Below are 19,868 nucleotides of genomic sequence, written 5' to 3'. Positions count from 1 at the left end.
TGGCTGAATGTCTTTAACGCCTGCTACATTAGCTTAAAAATTTTCAACTGAATCCCCTGAACATCCCCCATTGTTGCTCCCAGGGAGAGCCATCGCCCCCAAACCATGTCCAAACCGAACGCTGCCACTGAAATCCAAGGAATTTTTAATCGCATTGCGCCCCAGTATGACGCGCTCAATGAATGGATTAGCCTCGGTCAGCATCGCATTTGGAAAAAAATGGCGGTGAAATGGAGTGGCGTTACCGGAGGCGATCTTGCCCTGGATGTGTGTTGCGGCAGTGGCGATTTAACTTTACTGCTGGCGAAAACCGTCGGCGTTTACGGTAAAACCGTTGGCATTGATTTTGCGAGCCAACAATTGGCGATCGCCGCCCAAAAACAAAACCGTCTTTGTCCTCACCTCGATATCCAGTGGCAGGAAGGAGATGCTCTGGCTTTACCCTACCCTGACAATCATTTTGATGGGGCGACTATGGGCTACGGGCTGCGGAACGTTACCGATATTCCCCAGGCACTCCGGGAATTACAGCGGGTGTTAAAACCAGGTAAAAAAGTGGCTATTTTAGATTTTCACCGTCCGGATAATCCTGGGAAACAAGTGTTTCAACAATGGTATCTGGATCGCTTTGTGGTGCCCCTCGCAGAACGATTTCAGCTCACCCCCGAATACGCCTACATTCAACCCAGTATCGAACGGTTTCCCACCGGAAAAACCCAAGAAAAACTGGCTAAAGAAGCGGGCTTTCGGAACGCAATTCACTACGGCATCGTCGGCGATATGATGGGTGTACTAGTGGCTACCAAGTGACGGGGATAGGGGACACATGGGTCAGCGACGAATCTGTATAGGAGATGTGCATGGTCATTACGATACGTTGATGGCCCTGCTGGAGCTGGTTGCGCCCGGAACAGAAGATGCGGTTTACTTCCTCGGTGATTTGATTGACCGAGGCCCCAAAAGTGCAGACATTATTGAGTTTGTGCGCCGTAGTTCCTATCAGTCTCTCCTCGGTAACCATGAAATGATGATGCTAGAGGCGATCGCCAACGATGGCAGCGTCCAGCAAGAAACCTTTATCGCCTGGTACCATAGCGGCGGTGCGAATACCCTCCAAAGCTATAACCACCGCATCCCGGCCGAACATTTACAATGGTTGCGCCAGCGGCCCACCCACCTCGATCTAGGGGATGTTTGGTTAGTCCATGCGGGCCTTTCCCCCCACCTACCCATCGAGCAACAGGGGGCGGAACAATTCTGTTGGGTGCGCAGTGAGTTCCATTCCATGACCCAGCCCTACTTTGCCAATAAGCTAATTATTGTCGGCCATACGATCACCTTCACCTTTCCGGGGGTACAACCGGGACAGGTGGTGCAGGGGCCGGGCTGGTTGGACATTGACACCGGGGTCTACCACACCAAAAGCGGCTGGTTAACGGCCTTTGATATTGACCAGCGCCAAATCTATCAAGTCAATAGCCACACCGCCGAAAAACGCCAACTCCCCCTAGATGCGATCGCCGTTACACCCTTTTTATCGTTCTAGTCGCCAGCCTTGGCCGCACAGGTTTTCTTAGAATTTTTCCGATCAGCAGTCGAGATTCACGCTATGATATTCTTGCTCATCACTTTTGGAGAGGTGGCAGAGCGGTTGAATGCGCCTGACTTGAAATCAGGTTTCGGGGCAACTCGGACGGGGGTTCGAATCCCCCCCTCTCCGTACAGATTTTTTTAATTCATTTTTTCAAATAGCGGACTGTCGTCGCCCCAATTGCCGGTTCCTCTATTTGTGAATAAATAAAATTTTTGGGATATTTTCCTGCGCCGGGGCGATGGATTTAGGCAAAATAATGGGAAGCGCTTGCCTGAAAATAATTCTGTCTCTATGTCTAAACCTGATTTTTTCCCGACCCAAACTGAGCCGATGCTCGTGCGTTTAGTGCAAAGTATTGCCTATTGGGTGGGGCGTTTTAAATATCAACTGAAATTGCGGGTGAGCGAGGCAGATCTCGGAAAAATTCGGGATTTGGGGGACGCGCGTGTGATTTTTATGCCCAATCACCCCACCTTTGACGATGGCTTGGTGCTGTTTTTGCTCTCGGCCCAGTTGGGAGAAATCTTCCATTACCTGGTGGCCTACGAAAATTTTACGGCGCAACTCGCCGGGTTTTTGCAAAAGATGGGCTGTTATTCCATTCGTCGGGGCCTTGGCGATCGCCGCAGTATTGCCCACACGTTAGATCTGTTGAAACAGGAACGCTCCCGGATGGTGATTTTTCCGGAGGGGGGTTGCTCCTTTCAAAATGATGCGATCATGCCCTTTCGCACCGGAGCGATTCAGTTGCCTATGCAAGCGATGTTGGCGATCGCCAAACAAGAGGGTCAGTTTCCCCCCTGTTATCTGGTGCCCATTAGTATCAAATATCGCTACCTCAAGGCCCCTGAACTGATTATTCAGCAGAGCCTCAAAACCCTAGAGCAGAAACTAGAAATTACCCCCAGTGACCCCGAACCCTATGGCCGTCTGCGGGGGGTCGCCCAGGTGGTGATGCAGCAACTCGAAGCAGAATATCACCTGACTCCGGCGGCCGATGATGATTGGAATGACCGGATTGAGCGCATTCGGAACCGAGCCCTCAGTCTCTGTGAAACGGAATTGGGCCTAAATTTTCCAGAGGATTTCCCGCTCCGGGAACGGGTTTATAAAATGCAGGCGCTCCTCATCGAAAAAGCCGATGGAGAGATGGCCCTCGACCTCGACACCTACGAAAGCCTCTACCAAACAACGGTGCGTTTGCTGAACTTCGATGCGATCTACGATGGCTATGTGGGGGATCATCCAAGCCCTGAACGGTTTATTGATACCCTCACTCGCCTAGAACGGGAGGTGTTTCGGGTGGAAATTCCCGCGCCCAAGGGACTCCACGAAGGCTGGCTCCGGGTAGGCACACCGATTAATCTCCAGGATTATGTGGCCCAATATAAAGGCGATCGCCAGGGCACCCTGCAGCAACTCACAGACGCAATGCAGTACGAAGTGCAGAACAACCTCCTCGATATGATTTATCATCCTTAGAATATTGGCAAAAATAAAAATTCCCCCAAACCAACCATCGATCTAAGCTGAAATCACCGTTCCTTGATAACGTTAAAACAGGGTGATTAAGACGCCTCTCAATCCCTTCTACCCCAGCCCTAAAGTGTGAGGAGAATCTACTGTGGATGCCGCCAGTCAACAAAAAATTCTCGGTTATTTCATTGAAGAAGCCAAAGAACACCTTGAAACCTTAGAACAGGGCATCCTGGAGCTGTCGGAGGTGGTGGATGATACCGAACGGGTCAATGAACTTTTCCGGGCCGCCCACTCAGTAAAAGGGGGGGCAGCGATGTTGGGCTACACGAGCATCCAAAAAACGGCCCACCGCCTCGAAGATGCGTTCAAGGTCTTTAAGGACAATACGATTACCGTCGATGAAACCCTCAAGTCTCTTTTTCTCAATGCCTACGATGTGCTCCAAGAGCTCCTCGAAAAGCTGCAAAGTCCCTTTGGCCTCCAGGAAGAAGAAATTGAGAAAATCATGGCGGAGGCTGACCCTCAATTCAGCGAATTACAAAAGTATTTGGATCGTCTCGCTGTCAGCGATAACCGTAATCCTGTCGCTTCTCCAGAGGTTGCGCCGCCGCCGCTAACGCCTGCCCCCACGGGATCACCAACGGCGACGGGGTTTTCCTTTGGGCCGCAAGTTCGTGGCTTGTTGCAGCAAATGTTGGGACTATTTCGCCAGGATGCCACCCCAGAATGCCGCCAGCAACTCCAAAAGCTCTGTATTGAACTGGCTAAACTGAATAAAAAAGCGAAACCTTGGCAAAAATTACTCAAAGCAAGTCATAAGGCGATCGCCAATCCGGCCCATCGCTTTTCGACCCTTGCCCCCATTGTGCTTAAAAGCATCAAAGAAGCCGCTGACCATCTGGAACGCAACGAACCGGAACGCATTAGTCTGCCAACGGATTTAAAAAATTTGGCGATCGCCCAACTCCCCTACATTCTGATTCCCACAGAACCCAAGGAGGCCGCCCAAATCTTGAACAGTGCCTTTAGCGAAGCCCAACTGGCCCAATTGGTCCAGGCCCTGAAACATCGCGCTTAGTATTCGGCCAAGTTTCCGAACTGCACCCGAATCACGAAAATCACTATGGCGATCTCCCCCTGGGTAGTGAATGGTCAGTCTCTTAATGCTTGAAATGCCTATATCAATGTTGGTAGATAATCACAACAAAAGAGGCCCAACCCTGGGGCTGAACCTCCTTGCTTTTTTTAAACTGAGTGAAATTGAAAGATTGGTTAGAGGGTCGCAGTCAGACGCTCAATTCTTGCCCCTAGAGCTTTAAACTTCCCTTCAAGGTCATCATAGCCCCGATCCATGTGGTGTACCTCGCGCATGATGGTTGTGCCCTCAGCCGCTAAACCAACCAGAACCAACGCTGCTGAAGCCCGGAGATCGGTCGCCATTACGGGAGCCCCAGACAAGAAAGGTACCCCTTTAATGATGGCGTTATTGCCCTTAACTTTGACATCCGCCCCCATGCGCTTAAATTCTGCGACGTGGTGCATCCGGTTTTCAAAAACCGTTTCCGTGACGACACTGCTCCCTTCACAGAGGGTGAGCAACGCCATGAACTGGGCTTGCATATCCGTGGGGAAACCAGGATAGGGCAGGGTTTCGATATCCGTCGCCCGGAGAATCCCTTGGGGTTTGATCCGCAGACGGTTCGGCCCTTCGGCAATCACCTTTGTCCCCGTTGCTTCGAGCTTGGCAATCACCGGTAAAAGATGGTCTGGGACGACGGGAAAGACGCTAAATTCTGACTGGGTAATGGCCCCAGCCACGAGAAACGTCCCGGCTTCAATGCGGTCGGGAATAATCGGGTAGTCGGTAGCGTGGAGGCGATCGCACCCTTGAATCACAATTTTGTTGCTGCCATCTCCGCTAATGTGTGCCCCCATAGACCGACAGAAGTTTGCCAGATCAACGATTTCTGGTTCCTGGGCGGCATTTTCAATAATTGTTTCCCCTTCAGCGAGGGTTGCCGCCATCATCAGGGTTTCGGTCGCCCCAACGCTTGGATAATCTAAGTAGATTTTGGCCCCCTGGAGCCGTCGTCGATTTCCCTTGACTGTCGCTTGGACAACCCCATGTTCAATAATTACCTCGGCCCCCATCGCCTGGAGACCTCGCACATGGAGATCTACGGGCCTAGCACCAATGGCACAGCCCCCCGGCATCGGCACTTTTGCTTCCCCAAGGCGGGCCAGGAGTGGGCCAATGACAAAAAAGCTCGCCCGCAGCTTGGAAACCAATTCGTAGGGCGCTTCTGCTGTCCTAAGGTGGCGAGCATCGAAATCAAGACTGCCAGGGGTAGCGACGATTTGTACCCCAAGGGCGGCAATGACTTCGGCCATCCGTTTAATGTCCGCTAAATCCGGGATATTTGTCAGACGGCATTGATCGCTACAGAGTAGGGTTCCCGCCATGATCGCCAGGGCAGAATTTTTCGCGCCACTGATTTTAACTTCGCCACTGAGGGGATGTCGCCCTTCAATTTTGAGGATGGTTTCAGCGGTCGCACGGGTGGGGGTGAGGGGGGCAGAAGTTTTAATGGGTCGATCCTCCACAAATGGAAAGAAGATGGGGGAAATTTTGTCAAATTTTCGTCTTGATTCTACCGGAAAGTCTTGGTCTATGTTGCTCAGAATTACACTTTTTTGTTCACGGTTTAGAATAGGTTCCTTGGTAATAGATAATCTTTTGGCAATTGGCTTGACGCTTTTCGTTCTTCAAGTAATAATTGTTGATTGTGTAATTACATATTTACCTGCGGAACTGGCGGAATTGGTAGACGCGCTAGATTCAGGTTCTAGTGGGAGTTTTATCCCTTGCGAGTTCAAGTCTCGCGTTCCGCATCTACCCGGCAAAAATTATTTGCCTTGCCTGAAGCCTTTTGACGAGAACGGTAAGGTCGATGGGGGCAAAGATGCTCACAAGTTTACAAAATCCACTGGTCAAGGAGATTCGTAAGCTGCACCAAGGGCGGGAGCGGCAGAAACAGGGTCGTTTGTTACTGGAGGGAACCAATCTAATCGAGGCGGCGATCGCCAAGGGATTTTCTTTCCAGACGGTACTGTTTACGGCAGCTTGGCAGACAAAATATCCAGCACTGGCTAGTCAACTCAAAGGCGATCGCCAAACCCTGGTTTCAGAAGAGGTGCTGCAAAAGGTGGCAACCACGGTGAATCCTGATGGCATTGTGGCCACCCTCGACCAGGCACTCATTTCCCAGACGCCGCCCCAAACCCTCCAATTGGGGGTAGCCGTGGAGCGACTCCAGGATCCGGGCAACCTGGGGACAATCATTCGCACGGCGACGGCGACGGCGGTCGATGGCCTGTTGCTGAGTCCTGACAGCGTCAATCCCAGTAACCCGAAGGTGCTGCGGGCCTCGGTGGGGGCTTGGTTCCAGACGACGCCCGTGGTTATATCCACCTTTGCTGAACAACTACAACGGTACCGCGCCCAGGGGGTACAGATTGTGGCAACGCTCCCCCAGGCAACTAAAACCTACTGGGATGTGGATTGGCGGCAACCGAGTTTGATTTTATTAGGCAATGAAGGGGCGGGTTTGTCCCCAGCGATCGCCAGCCTCGCCAACGAAACGGTACAGATTCCCATGGGGCCGGGGGTAGAATCTCTCAATGTGGCGATCGCCTGTGCCTTAATGCTCTACGAGGCCCGTCGCCAGCGGGATCACCAAACTCTTCCCTAATTTCCCGACAGTTGGGTTTGGAGCGTCTCCAGTACCGTTTGAGCATGGCCTTTAACCTTCACCTTTGACCAAATTGCCGCCACTTGACCCTGGGGATCGATTAAAAACGTACTGCGAACAATCCCCATATATTCTTTGCCCATAAATTTTTTCAGTTGCCAGACCCCATAGTCTTCAGCGGTTTGATGGTCGGGATCGCTCAACAGTTCGATGGCTAACTCTTTTTTTTCAATGAAGCGGCCATGGGATTTTTCCGAATCGGGACTCACGCCCACGATCACGGCATCTAAGGCGGTAAATTCGGGGACAAGGGCCGTAAAGTCTAGGGCTTCGGTGGTGCAACCGGGAGTATTGTCCTTGGGGTAAAAATAAAAAACGAGCCATTTGCCGCCGTAGTCCGCCAGGGTACGGGCTTCACCTTGGGCATTGGTGAGGGCAAAATCAGGGGCTGCTTGGCCAATCGTCAGGGTCGTCATGGAATTAGGCGTTCACTTGAAAATTTATAACTGTATTATTCCTTAGGCCAAAGCAGATCTCTAGAGTGAGCTTTGAGCAAAGCCTTGCATTGTCTCAAGATTTTTCCAGACGACCCAATCCTTGGGAAAAGTCTAGCGATTTTCGTACCAGTAGCCGATGAGTTTATACACCAGCTTGGCGGCGGTGTACTCAGAAACCACAGAGTCATCTAAGGGTGCCAGTTCCATGATGTCGCAGCCGATCACTTGTTTTTCCCGAAACAGGCGACGCAAAAAGCGCAGGGTGCTGTACCAATCCATGCCACCGGGTTCAGGGGTGCCGACGCCAGCGATGAGGGTCGGGTCAATGCCGTCGAGGTCAATGGTAAGGAAAACTTTTTCCGTTTTAATATTGGCGATCGCCGTTTCGATCCAGTTGGGGTCATTTTGCATCTCCCACGCCCAAATCACCGGAATTTCCTTCGCCGCCAACAAATCTGCTTCTTCTCGACAGAGGCTCCGGATCGCCACAGGCAAACTCGGCAACCCCAAATCCATCACCCGTCGCATAATGCAAGCATGGTTATGTTCAGAACCTTCGTAGCTCTGGCGCAGATCCGCATGGGCATCAATTTGTATCACCGTAAAGGGTTCTTGGTAAAACTCCAGATGACCTTTCACGACCCCTGTAGTAATGGCGTGTTCTCCCCCCAGGGCAATTACAAATTTGCCATCTTGCAAGAGATTTTGGGTGGTTTCGCTGGTGACCGCTAACATTTCCTCGGCGGACAGTCCAGGATTCTGGCGCGTATCGGCGATCGCCCCATGGGTAAAAATCCCCACATCAAAACAAGTTTCCCGGCGCAACTCATCGTCATAACATTCCAGCTGATGGGACGCTTCTAACAGTGCATCCGGCCCCCATTCACAACCTTTGCGATAGGTGGTTGTCGCTTCGTAGGGAATGGGCAAAATCACCACCGGAGATTCTGCATAGCTCCGTTCCACTTCAGAACCAATGAAATCTTGTAAGACAAATTGAGACATAGATATTCCCTAACCGCGATAACCGAAAAATAGACCTAAAACTATACGTCAAAACGGTCTCAAGGGATCTCTTGCGGGGGAAAATGGGGTAAAGTCACCAAATTCAACCAAAAAGCAATGATTTGCTGCACCACGGTAAAAAAATCATCTACATTACTAGGCTTGGTGATAAAGCAATTGGCCTGGGCTTGGTAGCAACGGAGGATATCTTGTTCGGCCTGGGAGGTGCTAAAAATAATCACCGGGATCGCCTGGAGATAAGGATCTTGTTTGATGCGATGGAGGAGATCCACGCCGGATATTTTGGGTAAATTTAAGTCTGAAATGATTAGGGAGGGATAAATCCAATGGCTCTGGTTCTCGGCTGCCGACGGCGCGAGGGCTTGTCCTTGATTGAGAAACTGCCAGGCCTGTTCACCATTGGGGGCTGTTTGGAGGTGCAATTCTGGAAAGTATTCTTCGACGACTTCTGCCATCAACTCTAGATAGCCAGGTTGATCATCCACCATCAGAATGGAGCGTTGGATGGCGGTCAAGGAACAAGCAGAATAAATGGGGGCGTTGGGCGTTTGGGTCAAGGGCGTTGGGGTTAGAAGCCAAAGAAAGGGTCTAGGCTACGATGACTCTAAATTTTTCAAAATATACTACCGATCTCAATGGTATCGAACCTACCTAGGGGCATGACCCTGCGGATGCCTTAAATTTTTCTGTTATTTTGCGGCTAAAGGCGATCGCCCCTCAACTTGCTGTTAATTAATCACTCAATGGTGATAAATGGGCAGCGTGAAGTAAAAAGTTGCCCCTGCCTGGGGTTGGGAGGTGACCCAAATATCACCCCCATGGATTTTGACAATGCGGTGACAAATGGCGAGACCAATTCCAGTGCCGGGATATTCTTCCTGGGTGTGGAGCCGCTGAAAAATTTGAAAAATGCGCTGCTGATGTTTGGGATCGATCCCAATGCCGTTATCTGCGACCATAAACTGCCAGTGGTGTTCGGTCTCGGTGACGTTGATCGTGATTTTGGGTTGGCGATCGCCCCGGTATTTAATCGCATTACTGAGGAGATTTTGCCAGAGGCTCTGGAGTTGACTCCCATCACCCAGGACTTCTGGGAGGGTTTTGGGACAGTGGAGTTGGGTGTGGGTGCGCTTGAGTTTGAGCTTGAGGTTGGCGATCGCCCGTTGGAGACAATCCTCCATGGACACCAGTTCCGGTTTACTTTGACGGGTATTCAGGCGGGAATAACGCAGCAAGTCTTGAATTTGCGTTTGCATCGTGCGGGTGCCTGCAGTGATGTGCTGGAGATAACGTTGAGAACGCTCATCCAGGCGATCGCCATTGCGACGGGCTAGCAGTTGGGCATAATTGGCCACCAGTTGCAACGGTTCCTGGAGGTCATGGGACGCCACATAGGCAAACTGTTCGAGTTCTTGGTTAGAACGGGCCAGTTCATTGGTGTAATGGCGTTGGCGTTGCAGTAGTTCCGCCTGGTTGAGGGCAATGCAAATTTGATTAATGAGCTGGCGCAGAAGATGCAATTCATCGGCATTCCAAATTTGAGGAAAATGGCACTGCTGGACACAAATCAAACCCTTTAGCCGCGGTTCTCCTTCGGGATCATCCATGGCGCTCACGAGGACGGGTAAAACAGCGTAGGCGACAACGCCATATTCCCGGAGCATAGCATCGTGGGCCGGGGGAAACTTTGCGGCTTCTACGTCGATGCAGGTCTGGAGTTCTCCCTGGCGAAATAGATCAAAATCGCCCCGGTTAAAGGCCGCCAGGGGAAACCGATGGTGGAGCATCGAGCGGACATTGGGGTGAGTCGCCTCCGCCGTCACTTTACCTTCAGTTTCATTTAAGATCTCCCAAAAAATCACCCGGTCGGCTTGGAGGGTTTTGCGGAGTTCCTGCACCGTCGTGGTTAACATTTTGTCCATGTCCCAGGAGCGCAAAATTTTAACCGTCAAGGAGGCCAACATGTGTTGATGGCGACTGTAGCGCATTTTGGTCAGTTCCAGTTGACGTTCTTCGGTGACGTCCCGGGCGCTGCCTTGGATCTGTTGGATGGTGCCCTGGCGATCGCGGATCGGGATCAGACAAGTCCGCCAAATTTGGGTGCAGTCGGGAAGTTCGATCACTTCTTCAAACAACAGCGTTTCACCAATTTCGAGGCAACCCTGGAAAGAATCACACAGTTGTTGCGCCAGCTTTTCGGGAAAGACGGCTTGGGGCGATTTCCCGATAATTTGCCGGGGATAAACCCCCATTTTTTCGCAGTAGGTGGGGTTGACCATTTCAAAGGTAAACTCAGTCACCAATTCGGTCAGGTCAACGGGAGCCGCAGCAGTAATAGCGATCGCCCGGTGGACACGGATCAAAAAAATGGCCTCCGCAGAATGGGTCACAATTCCGGCGTAGAGTGCTTCGGAGGCTTCTAGTTCCCGTTGGGTAGCGGTACGGATCAAATTGTGGTGGAGCAGTTCCGCCGCCATCTTTAGGGCTTGAATCTCTAGGGCTGACCAGGGATGGGCGCGGGCCACTTCACTGGTAAAAATTAAATGACCCCAGTGGTGGCCTTGGTGGTCAAAAATCGGTAGTCCCAAAAATGCCTTGACATCTAAGAACTCCAACAGGGGGACTAATTTGGGGTCTTGGTGCTGGTGGGCGATCGCCACGACATCACCAAGCTCTAGGAGTTGTTGCCACCAGTGGAGGGGAAATTCTGCGACCTTTTTTTGGCAAGGAGGAGAACCGTCATAGGACCATTGTTCAACAATGTTGGGGGGCGAATTAATCTGACCTGCCCCATCCCAATGCCATTGAAAAATAGTGATCCGCTCCATCTGGAGGTGGCGTCCCAGGATTCCCAAGGCCTTATCTAGGGTGGCTTCAGGACGGAAAAGAGCCTGGGAAAATTTGACCAGAATGGTGGTGAGCTGGAGATGGGTTTCTAGGGGACGGGGGGCTGGCTGAAGCACCAAGTCAGAGGCTTTTTCCTGGAGCACAGCCCGAAAACCGAGTTCTAGGGTCAACGGCGATAGTTCTCCGGGGGGAATTGCGATCAAGCCAGGTTGCTTGGGGAGCGGAGCTGCGGTAACGACCACCACCGGGAGTGCCAGGGCCAAGCTTTGATCAAGCCATATTTCGGTTAGTGCCTCAGGACAAAAGAGAATGATCAAATCGGCGGGTTCTAGGGGGGTCACAAAGGGTTGCGATCGCCAACTCAGATCCCACCGAGAAATTTGCTCTAGGCAATCCTCCAGGGGCGATCGCCCTAAATCTTCCCCTACAATCAAAATATGGAGTAATGACTTTGTCAGGGTTGATGCTTGTGCCAGCGGAAGATAGGTCATTGGCCCGGTTGCGATAGATCAGTGCTCATCCCCATTGTCGCGCCTAATTTAAAAATTGCCCGCTGCCCCCTGCTGTGTCCTGTTTCGCCATGTCCCAAACAAGTTTGACCATTATTCCGCCCGGTCAGCCCGGCGATCGCCATCTTTTGGTTTGCCAGCACCGGAGCTGTCGTGAGCGGGGAAGTGCGTTAATTCTTCAGGCTTTTCAGCGGGCATCCCTACCGCCGCGGGTCTTGGCGATCGCCAGTCCCTGCCAAGGCCAATGCCACTTGGGTGTGACCGTGCGCCTGGTACCCACAGAGGTGTGGTATTGCCAGGTAACTCCTGCCGATGTGCCCCATATTTGTGCCGCACTCCACCAAGGTGATCCCCTAGGGCATCGAAATATCGCTAACCCCGTGCGAGCAAAACTTAACCCCAGAATTCATCCCCCAGGGTCGTTGATTTAGGAGGTAACGGCTTCCTGGGCGTTTTTTTGACGATGTTGTACCTCCAAATAAACCAGCAAGGCATTAATATCTGCCGGGTTGACGCCGCCAATGCGTGTGGCCTGACCAATAGTGAGGGGGCGCACCTTATTTAATTTTTCCCGGGCTTCCATCGACAGGGTTTCCACCGTCAAGTAATCCAAACCTTCCGGCAACTTCCGATTCGCATGGCGGCTAATTTGGTCAATTTGGTTTTGTTGCCGCTTGATATAACCAGAATATTTAATATCAATTTCTGCCCCTGCTTGCTCTGCCTGGGTGAGCGCCTCATTCCCCAAGCCATAACTGGCGAGATCGGCATAGTGGAACTTGGGTCGCCGCAATAAATCCGCTAAGGTCACAGAACTTTTAATTTTTTGGCCCGTATCCGCCGCAATTTTCTGACCCAAGGGATCCAATTCTTTGACCCGCTCCGTGTGGAGTCGTTCTTTTTCGGCAGCAATATTTTCCTGCTTCGTTTGGTACAAGGCCCAACGGCGATCGCCAATTAAACCAATTTCCCGGCCCAGGGGTGTTAACCGCTGATCGGCATTATCAGAACGGAGAATCAAGCGATATTCCGAACGGGAAGTCAACATCCGGTAGGGTTCCCGCAAATCCTTTGTACACAGATCATCAATCAAAGTGCCTAGATAGCTTTGTTCCCGGGGGAAAACAACCATGTCCTGACCCTGGGCAAATTTCGCCGCGTTGATGCCTGCCACGATTCCTTGGGCTGCTGCTTCTTCGTAGCCCGTGGTGCCATTGATTTGTCCCGCTGAAAATAAACCTTCGACCCGCTTGGTCATCAGGGTGGGGTAACACTGGGTTGCGGGTAAGTAGTCATATTCCACCGCATAGGCTGGGCGGAGCATCACACAATCTTCCATCCCCGGCAGACTTTGGAGCATTTGTAACTGGAGACTTTCGGGCAGTCCCGTCGAAAAACCTTGGATATAAAGCTCTGGAATCGTGCGCCCTTCCGGTTCAATAAAAATTTGGTGGGAATCCTTATCAGCAAACCGGACAATTTTGTCTTCAATGCTCGGACAATAACGGGGGCCTTTGGAATCAATGAAGCCACCATAGATGGGAGACAGGTGCAGATTATCTTTAATCAATTGATGGGTCTTTGGGGTTGTTCGAGTCAGGTAACAGGGCATTTGTTCACGCTCTACCCAGGCTTCAGGATCAAAGCTAAACCACCGTATTTCTGCGTCTGCCGGTTGAATTTCCATTTTGCTGTAATCGACCGAACGGCGATCCACCCGGGCGGGGGTGCCTGTTTTTAAGCGCCCCGTCTCAAACCCTAACTCGTTCAAGGTTTCCGTCATGCCCACTGCGGCAAATTCTCCGGCCCGGCCCGCAGGCATCGATTTGTTCCCAATCCAGATCGTGCCCCCAAGGAAAGTCCCCGTTGTTAGGACAACAGCCTTGGCCCCAAAACAAGTCCCAAAATAGGTTTGAATCCCACAAATTTCATCGTTGTCGCCTAGCACAAGATCCGTCGCCATCCCCTCGCGAATCACAAGATTATCTTGGTTTTCAACGATATTTTTCATTACCGCGGCATACTCGCGTTTGTCGGTTTGGGCGCGTAAGGCCCAGACGGCTGGCCCCCGGGACGCATTGAGCACCCGCTTTTGGAGATAGGTGCGGTCTGCCATCTTACCGATTTCCCCTCCTAGGGCATCCACTTCGTGGGTTAACTGGGATTTTGCGGGGCCACCGACAGCCGGGTTACAAGGTTGCCAGGCAATTTTGTCGAGGTTGAGGGTCAACATCAGCGTGCGGCAACCTAAACGGGCCGAAGCTAAGGCCGCTTCACAACCGGAATGGCCAGCGCCAATGACAATGACATCAAACTCATCTTGAAAATCAACGGGGGTTCGCAGCATTGTTTTGTTTTGGGGAATGGTGGGTTAGGACTAGGGATTCAATATTCTATCAAGGCGAGGCAGATTGTTCGTTGGGCCAAATGCGAGTTTAGCTCCTGCAATTTTGGGAATATTTTTTTGATTTGATTGAGATTGTTTTCTACATTTCGTAGCCAAATTTGTTGGGATCAACGGCGGTTAAATCGATATCAGCGAGGCCATATTCTGCCCAACGGCGATCGCATCTTTCGGCAATCTTGGGATCGGACTCAAGGACTTCACCCCACTCGTGGTCAGTTTCGGGGGGAATTTTTGTCGTCGCGTCAATGCCCATGCGGCCGCCCATGCCAATTTTTTCGCTGGCAAAATCGAGGGTATCAAAGGGGGTATCCGGCAGGATAAACACATCCCGCACGGGATCAACTTTAGAACTGATCGCCCAGACAACTTGACGGGGATCGCGGATATTTACATCTTTATCCACCACAATCACAAATTTCGTATAGGTAAATTGGGGCAGGGCACTCCAGAAAGCGAGGGCCGCCCGTCTAGCTTGGCCAGGATAGGCTTTGTCGATGGAAATAATCGCGGCCTTGTAACTGAGGGCCTCCATCGGCAGGAAAAAATCGACAATCTCGGAAACCTGTTGCCGCAGGATCGGTGTATAAATCCGGTTCAAGGCGATCGCCATCATCGCTTCTTCTTTGGGAGGGCGACCGCTAAAGGTAGCCAGATAAATCGGATCTTTGCGGTGGGTCAGACAATGGAAGCGCACTAAGGGGGAATCCTCCACACCGCCGTAATAACCCATGTGATCGCCAAATGGCCCATCGGGGAGCATTTCCCCAGGGGTAATCGTCCCTTCGAGGATAAATTCCGCATCGGCGGGCACTTCGAGATCGACGGTTTTACATTTGGTCAATGCCACCCCAGAACCGCCATATAGCCCTGCAAACAGCCACTCTGACAAGTCCACAGGGATCGGTGTTGCCGCCGCCATGATCAGGATCGGATCGATACCAATGGCGATCGCCACCTCTAATTTTTTGCCATTTTCTGCCGCCTTGCGCAGGTGACGCGCGCCCCCCCGCACCGAGAGCCAATGCACCGTCATCGTATTTTTTGATTGCAATTGCAGGCGATAAACCCCTACATTGGGCACACCCGTTTCACAGTCTTTTGTAATCACCAAGCCGAGGGTAATATTTTTCCCCGCATCCTTCGGGTAGGGCCGCAACATCGGGATCAAACCCAAATCCAGTTCTTCCTGCTCAACAACAACCTGCTGACAAGGAGGGAAAAAACTCCCACCGGGTTTCGCCTTCAGGACATCAAACAGCACCTTGCCAAAATCAATCGCCTGGGAAATCTTTTTCGGTGGCTTCGGCTGCTGGAGCATCGCCAATTTTCGGCCTAGATCTTCTAATTCTTCGGGCTTTTCCATTTTCATCGCCCAACAGATGCGTTCCACTGTCCCCAGCAGATTTACCACCACCGGAACGGAAGTCCCCCGCACATTCTCAAACAACAACGCTGGGCCACCCACCTGGAGCATCCGGTTTGCAATCTCGGCAATTTCTAGATCCGAATCCACCAGAGCTTTAATGCGGCGCAGTTGCCCCCGTTCTTCTACCAATTTGATAAATGCGCGTAAATCCCGTGCCATGTCTGCCGTCTGAAAATGAGTACGTAATATAGCTTAACGGTTTTAGCACTTGTGAGAGAGAATTATAGTTTTGAACTTACTATAAAATTGAAAAAATCACCTTAAAGCTTTGCAAGTAAAGTCTTATGGAACGTAATCGGGACTTAATAATTTGGATATTAAATCAAGTCAAAAATTGTGAAGAAAACCTTCCAGTATTCATTAGTAAAGGGACTCAATATGGAGGTGCATGTAAAATGATAGATGTCGGCAAATATAATATTCACGATTTATATCAACATGCTTTGATGATACGTGATGATGGGTTAATAGAAGCAAAAGAATTTGAGAGAACATCTGATGGTTATTTCTCAGTTATTGTTTATCGATTGACATCCAAAGGATATGATTTTCTTGAGATAAATAATAATCAACGGAAGGGGATCTCGAAAAATAGCTTGAAGCGAAGCAAGAATATGAGATCATAGATACCAAAGTATCGCCAAAGCAGTGTCTCAAGATGAGTCAATTAGGATTCTGGGATTGGGAAAAACGACATCAGTATTTGGAGGAGAAACAAGATATCCTCGTCAAGCTCAATGAATGGATTCCTTGGGAAGAATTTAGAGAGATTCTCAATCAGGTTCAACCAAAAGAGAGAAAAAGTAAGGCGGGCAGGAAAGCAATAGATCCCGTACGAATGTTCAAATTGCTGATACTGCAAAGGCTCTACGGTATTAGTGATGAAGCTCTAGAATATCAAGTCAATGACAGGCTATCATTCATGAAGTTTGTCGGTTTGGGCATCGAAGATAAAGTACCAGATGCGACAACAGTCTGGCTATTTAGACAAAAGCTAGTAGAGCAAAAGCTAGCGGCAGCACTGTTTGAGAAATTTGAAGGCTATTTGCAAAAACAAGGATATCAAGCAGAAGAAGGACAAATAATTGATGCAACACTCATCCCAGTACCGAGACAGCGCAATCGTCGGGAAGAGAATGAAGTAGTGAAATCAGGCAAAATTCCCGAAGACTGGAAAGATAAGCCCAGGAAAAAGCGACAGAAGGATTGTGATGCTCGCTGGACAAAGAAAAATCAGGAGAATCACTTTGGCTACAAGAACCACATCAATGTCGATGTGAAATATAAACTCATCAGAAAATATGCAGTGACAGCAGCTTCAGTGCATGACAGTCAAATGTTTGCGGCAGTCTTGGATGGCAGTAATAGAGGGGATGGCATCTGGGCAGACAGTGCTTACCAAATCCAAGTACGGGAAAGAGTATTAGCACTGATGGGTATGGACAGTCATATTCATGAGAAGGGGAACCGTAATCATCCCCTAAGTGAGACACAAAAAGCCAGAAATAAAGAACGCTCTCATGTCCGTTCGAGAGTGGAGCATATCTTTGGTACTTTTGTGACCTCTATGGGGGGCAAGATGGAAAGGGTGATTGGTCATGCTCGTATTGAGACACAAATTGCCCTGAAGAACTTAGCCTACAACTTCCGACGGTACGTCTACTTGCAGCAATCTTGTGCCTAAAATCAAAAAAAATGGAGGCAAATAGGGTGAATTGACAACATCATATGAGCAAATATTTTTGCTTTTATGCTGTGACTGATAGTTTTTCTCAAAGCCTATCCATTTTTTGAAAATTTCGAGGTTCCCTAAAGGGCATCTCAACAGGAGATTTCCAAGAAGCCCTAGGGTCATTACTGGGAGAGGAAGCAAGTGGATTGTCTCCAGCAACGATTAGTCGCCTGAAGCAGAAATGGGTCGGGGAGCATCAAGCCTGGCAACAGCGTTCCTTGCAACAAAAGCGCTATGTGTATGTGTGGGCAGATGGGATTTATTTCAACATCCGCGCCGAAGAAAGACAATGCATTCTGGTGCTCATCGGTGTGACGGAAAACGGCGAGAAAGAATTGCTAGCCCTAGCGGCAGGATATCGTGAATCGGCATTGAGCTGGAAACCCCTGCTGCTGAGCCTCAAACAGCGCGGCTTGGCCATCGCTCCAGAACTGGCCATTGGCGATGGTTCTCTGGGATTCTGGAATGCCTTGGCTCAGGTTTATCCCGAGACCCGCAAACAACGATGTTGGGTACACAAAACGGCAAATATCCTCGATAAATTACCCAAGAAACAACAAATGGAAGCGAAGGAGGGCATTTGGCAGATTTATCGCGCTGGGACTAAAGCCGATGCTCTACAAGCCTATGAGCGTTTTATCCAAACCTATGAAGCCAAATATCCAGAAGCGACAAAATGTCTGGAAAAAGACCGCGATAGTCTGTTTACCTTCTTTGATTTTCCAGCACCCCATTGGCAGCATATTCGCAGTACCAATCCCATTGAATCGACTTTTGCGACCGTGAGATTGAGAACCGATAAAACCAGAGGATGTGTTTCCAAGGTAACGATTCTGGCCTTGGTATTCAAACTAATGCAGAGTGCTCAGAAACGGTGGTTGCGCATTCGAGGCTTCAAATATCTTGCCGATGTCATTGAAGGAGTTCCATTTAAAGATGGATTGAAAGTTCAAAAAACACCCCCATCATCTCAACAACAGGATGCCGCTTAATTCTTTCTCATACACCAGATTTGACAATAGCCCTTTTGTACATTGCAGCGGGTTAGGGAGCCTGAGTGGTTCGAGTACCTACTCCGTTGATCAGCTAGCGTTAGGTATGGGGATGTATGCTCTCTGGTCTGGGCAAGTCTTGAGGCGATCGCCCCGGCTATCATCACCAGAAAAAATTTTGCTCTATGGAAAGCGCACCGGAAAACGCTCATAATAATAAACTGTATGATGATTGGGTTACATTAAGAATCTAAGGATGTTCCAATAACCCAGTGGCATGCTCACAGGAGGAGGAGAATGAGCGAACAAAATCCCTACGAAACCCTTGGGCTTGCAAAAACGGCTTCATTTGAAGAGATCCAAGCAGCCAAACAAAAACTAAGCGCCCAATACGAAGGCGATCGCGCCGTAGTAGACAAACTCGAAGCGGCCTACGATGCGATTATTATGGACCGCCTTAGACAACGGCAACAGGGCACCCTCGATGTTCCAGATAAAATTCGCTTTGCAGAAACTTCTCAGAAGAAGGCGCAGGCGTCTCAACCGTTGGTGAAGTCTCCCGAACTGCCCCAGTGGTTGGTCAATTTACGGGATACACCAGAAACCAACACCTTATATACCGCCCTCGGTGTCAATGGGGTGATCGCCATTGCCGGAATATTCCTCGCAACGGATCTCACCTCAACCCTTTTGACTGTGGCATTGATCGCGAATATTTATTTGCTCTACCGTAAAGAACAGCGCTTTGGGCGAGCCGCTCTGATTGGGATTGTTGCCCTGGTCGCAGGGATTGCCCTCGGTAGTGGTGTGAATGCCCTCCTCAATAGCACTGGTGTCACAGTGGCGATCGCCCCCGAACATCTCCTATTAGTGCTCACCAGTATTGTTTTTGGCTTAGGGACGAGTTTCTTAAGATAATGATAATAACGACCTGAAGGGCATCTATTTGAGGCTGTCCTCAGCCCGGAGGCGATCGCTAACCCGGCGCAGAACACCATTAATAAAACGATGGCCGTCTTCGTCAGAATAGCGTTTTGCCAGTTCTACGGCCTCATTGATGGCCACTTTATAGGGCGTTTCTAAAAACAAAATTTCAGCCACAGCGATGCGCAGAATATCCCGGTCTAAGCGGGGCAGACGATGGTATTGCCAATCCACTAAAGACCCGTCAATGACCTCTTTGATCTGATCATTGCGACGGCGGAGGGTTGTGAGAATCTCTAACGCAAAATTGCGCACCTCATGTTGGCGGGTCAACTGCAAAAATTCTGGCAATTCCACCACATGACCCAAACGATTAATTGCCGCACGGGTCAATTCCAGGGCATCTGCGGCCATTGTGCGCGCACTCTTGACATTAACCGCTAACGTTTCACTTCTGAGTAATTGCTCCTCTGCCCGGGAAACCTCACTCGCCGCATCCTCTAAAATGTCATGGATTTCGCTACTCAGGGTCCGAACCGCTGCCAACATCAATTCATCAAGCTCTACGGCTTCTAACTTATCGGGCTTGCCTTTGATCTGACTCAAGCTCAATAGAGCAATTTCACGGGCAACACTACGGGGCTGTTTACGGGCGGGCATAGTCTAACTAGGGATAAACAATA

The 19,868-nt window shown here is 50.3% G+C and carries 17 protein-coding genes, 2 tRNA genes and 1 pseudogene; 12 read left to right on the top strand and 8 right to left on the bottom strand.

Annotated elements, in window-relative coordinates; genetic code table 11:
* The first annotated feature begins 105 nt into the window (after positions 1-105).
* The 5 genes from ubiE (at position 106) to FEK30_RS08840 (ending at position 4,151) form a co-directional block, all read left to right on the top strand.
* A complete protein-coding gene (ubiE, locus tag FEK30_RS08860; protein WP_030006221.1) occupies positions 106-810 on the top strand; it encodes a bifunctional demethylmenaquinone methyltransferase/2-methoxy-6-polyprenyl-1,4-benzoquinol methylase UbiE in 705 nt (234 codons plus the stop codon).
* Positions 811-826: 16 nt separating this feature from the next.
* Positions 827-1,546, top strand: coding sequence for a metallophosphoesterase family protein (locus FEK30_RS08855; protein ID WP_012306726.1), 720 nt, complete (start codon positions 827-829; stop codon positions 1,544-1,546).
* Between the two features lie 87 nt (positions 1,547-1,633).
* A tRNA-Ser gene (locus FEK30_RS08850) sits at positions 1,634-1,720 on the top strand.
* 165 nt (positions 1,721-1,885) lie between these two features.
* Positions 1,886-3,076 carry a 1-acyl-sn-glycerol-3-phosphate acyltransferase gene (locus FEK30_RS08845; RefSeq protein ID WP_138072959.1) on the top strand — a complete coding sequence of 397 codons (1,191 nt, stop codon included), beginning with the start codon at positions 1,886-1,888 and terminating at the stop codon, positions 3,074-3,076.
* 142 nt (positions 3,077-3,218) lie between these two features.
* Entirely contained in the window at positions 3,219-4,151 is a 933-nt protein-coding gene (locus FEK30_RS08840; RefSeq protein WP_138072957.1) for an Hpt domain-containing protein, read from the top strand.
* A 194-nt stretch (positions 4,152-4,345) separates the two neighbouring features.
* Here the strand turns inward: FEK30_RS08840 and murA are convergent, their stop codons facing one another.
* Positions 4,346-5,662 (bottom strand): UDP-N-acetylglucosamine 1-carboxyvinyltransferase, encoded by a 1,317-nt coding sequence (murA, locus tag FEK30_RS08835; RefSeq protein WP_045441543.1) that lies wholly within the window; start codon positions 5,660-5,662, stop codon positions 4,346-4,348.
* A gap of 217 nt (positions 5,663-5,879) precedes the next feature.
* Between murA and FEK30_RS08830 the strand changes: the two genes are divergently transcribed.
* Positions 5,880-5,965 (top strand) — tRNA-Leu (locus FEK30_RS08830).
* A gap of 71 nt (positions 5,966-6,036) precedes the next feature.
* A complete protein-coding gene (locus FEK30_RS08825; RefSeq protein WP_138072955.1) occupies positions 6,037-6,825 on the top strand; it encodes a TrmH family RNA methyltransferase in 789 nt (262 codons plus the stop codon).
* Here the strand turns inward: FEK30_RS08825 and bcp are convergent.
* The 4 genes from bcp to FEK30_RS08805 form a co-directional block, all read right to left on the bottom strand.
* Positions 6,822-7,301, bottom strand: coding sequence for a thioredoxin-dependent thiol peroxidase (gene bcp, locus FEK30_RS08820; protein ID WP_138072953.1), 480 nt, complete (start codon positions 7,299-7,301; stop codon positions 6,822-6,824). The two genes, FEK30_RS08825 and bcp, sit on opposite strands and share 4 nt — an antisense overlap.
* Before the next feature lie 132 nt (positions 7,302-7,433).
* Positions 7,434-8,327, bottom strand: a complete 894-nt coding sequence (speB, locus tag FEK30_RS08815) for an agmatinase (protein WP_138072951.1) — start codon at positions 8,325-8,327, stop codon at positions 7,434-7,436.
* 59 nt (positions 8,328-8,386) lie between these two features.
* Complete coding sequence (locus FEK30_RS08810; protein WP_084448963.1) at positions 8,387-8,905, bottom strand: response regulator; 519 nt, start codon at positions 8,903-8,905, stop codon at positions 8,387-8,389.
* 183 nt (positions 8,906-9,088) lie between these two features.
* Positions 9,089-11,686, bottom strand: a complete 2,598-nt coding sequence (locus tag FEK30_RS08805) for an ATP-binding protein (protein WP_138072949.1) — start codon at positions 11,684-11,686, stop codon at positions 9,089-9,091.
* Positions 11,687-11,775: 89 nt separating this feature from the next.
* Between FEK30_RS08805 and FEK30_RS08800 the strand changes: the two genes are divergently transcribed.
* Entirely contained in the window at positions 11,776-12,135 is a 360-nt protein-coding gene (locus FEK30_RS08800) for a (2Fe-2S) ferredoxin domain-containing protein (protein ID WP_138072947.1), read from the top strand.
* Here FEK30_RS08800 and mnmG read toward each other — a convergent pair.
* Positions 12,132-14,051, bottom strand: a complete 1,920-nt coding sequence (gene mnmG / locus FEK30_RS08795; protein WP_138072945.1) for a tRNA uridine-5-carboxymethylaminomethyl(34) synthesis enzyme MnmG — start codon at positions 14,049-14,051, stop codon at positions 12,132-12,134. The genes FEK30_RS08800 and mnmG overlap by 4 nt on opposite strands.
* A 139-nt stretch (positions 14,052-14,190) precedes the next feature.
* Positions 14,191-15,696, bottom strand: a complete 1,506-nt coding sequence (locus tag FEK30_RS08790; RefSeq protein WP_138072943.1) for a UbiD family decarboxylase — start codon at positions 15,694-15,696, stop codon at positions 14,191-14,193.
* 125 nt (positions 15,697-15,821) lie between these two features.
* On the opposite strand from FEK30_RS08790, the gene FEK30_RS08785 reads away from it, so the two are divergent.
* The 4 genes and pseudogenes from FEK30_RS08785 (at position 15,822) to FEK30_RS08770 (ending at position 19,179) form a co-directional block, all read left to right on the top strand.
* Complete coding sequence (locus tag FEK30_RS08785) at positions 15,822-16,163, top strand: DUF2513 domain-containing protein (protein ID WP_138072942.1); 342 nt, start codon at positions 15,822-15,824, stop codon at positions 16,161-16,163.
* 32 nt (positions 16,164-16,195) lie between these two features.
* Positions 16,196-17,221: an IS5 family transposase gene (locus FEK30_RS08780; protein ID WP_138071033.1), complete on the top strand. Its 1,026-nt coding sequence runs from the start codon at positions 16,196-16,198 to the stop codon at positions 17,219-17,221.
* A 125-nt stretch (positions 17,222-17,346) separates the two neighbouring features.
* A pseudogene (locus FEK30_RS08775) lies at positions 17,347-18,261 on the top strand (IS256 family transposase); the annotation flags it as partial.
* Positions 18,262-18,558: 297 nt separating this feature from the next.
* Positions 18,559-19,179 (top strand): CPP1-like family protein, encoded by a 621-nt coding sequence (locus FEK30_RS08770; RefSeq protein WP_138072941.1) that lies wholly within the window; start codon positions 18,559-18,561, stop codon positions 19,177-19,179.
* 24 nt (positions 19,180-19,203) lie between these two features.
* Here FEK30_RS08770 and nusB read toward each other — a convergent pair whose 3' ends face one another.
* Positions 19,204-19,845 (bottom strand): transcription antitermination factor NusB, encoded by a 642-nt coding sequence (gene nusB, locus FEK30_RS08765; protein WP_012306559.1) that lies wholly within the window; start codon positions 19,843-19,845, stop codon positions 19,204-19,206.
* Between the last annotated feature and the right edge of the window lie 23 nt (positions 19,846-19,868).

Origin of the sequence: Picosynechococcus sp. PCC 11901, assembly GCF_005577135.1 — a bacterium.
Lineage (GTDB): Bacteria > Cyanobacteriota > Cyanobacteriia > Cyanobacteriales > MRBY01 > MRBY01.
The sequence above is the reverse complement of the archived record's forward strand: the minus strand, read 5'-3'. Positions and strand labels throughout refer to the sequence as shown.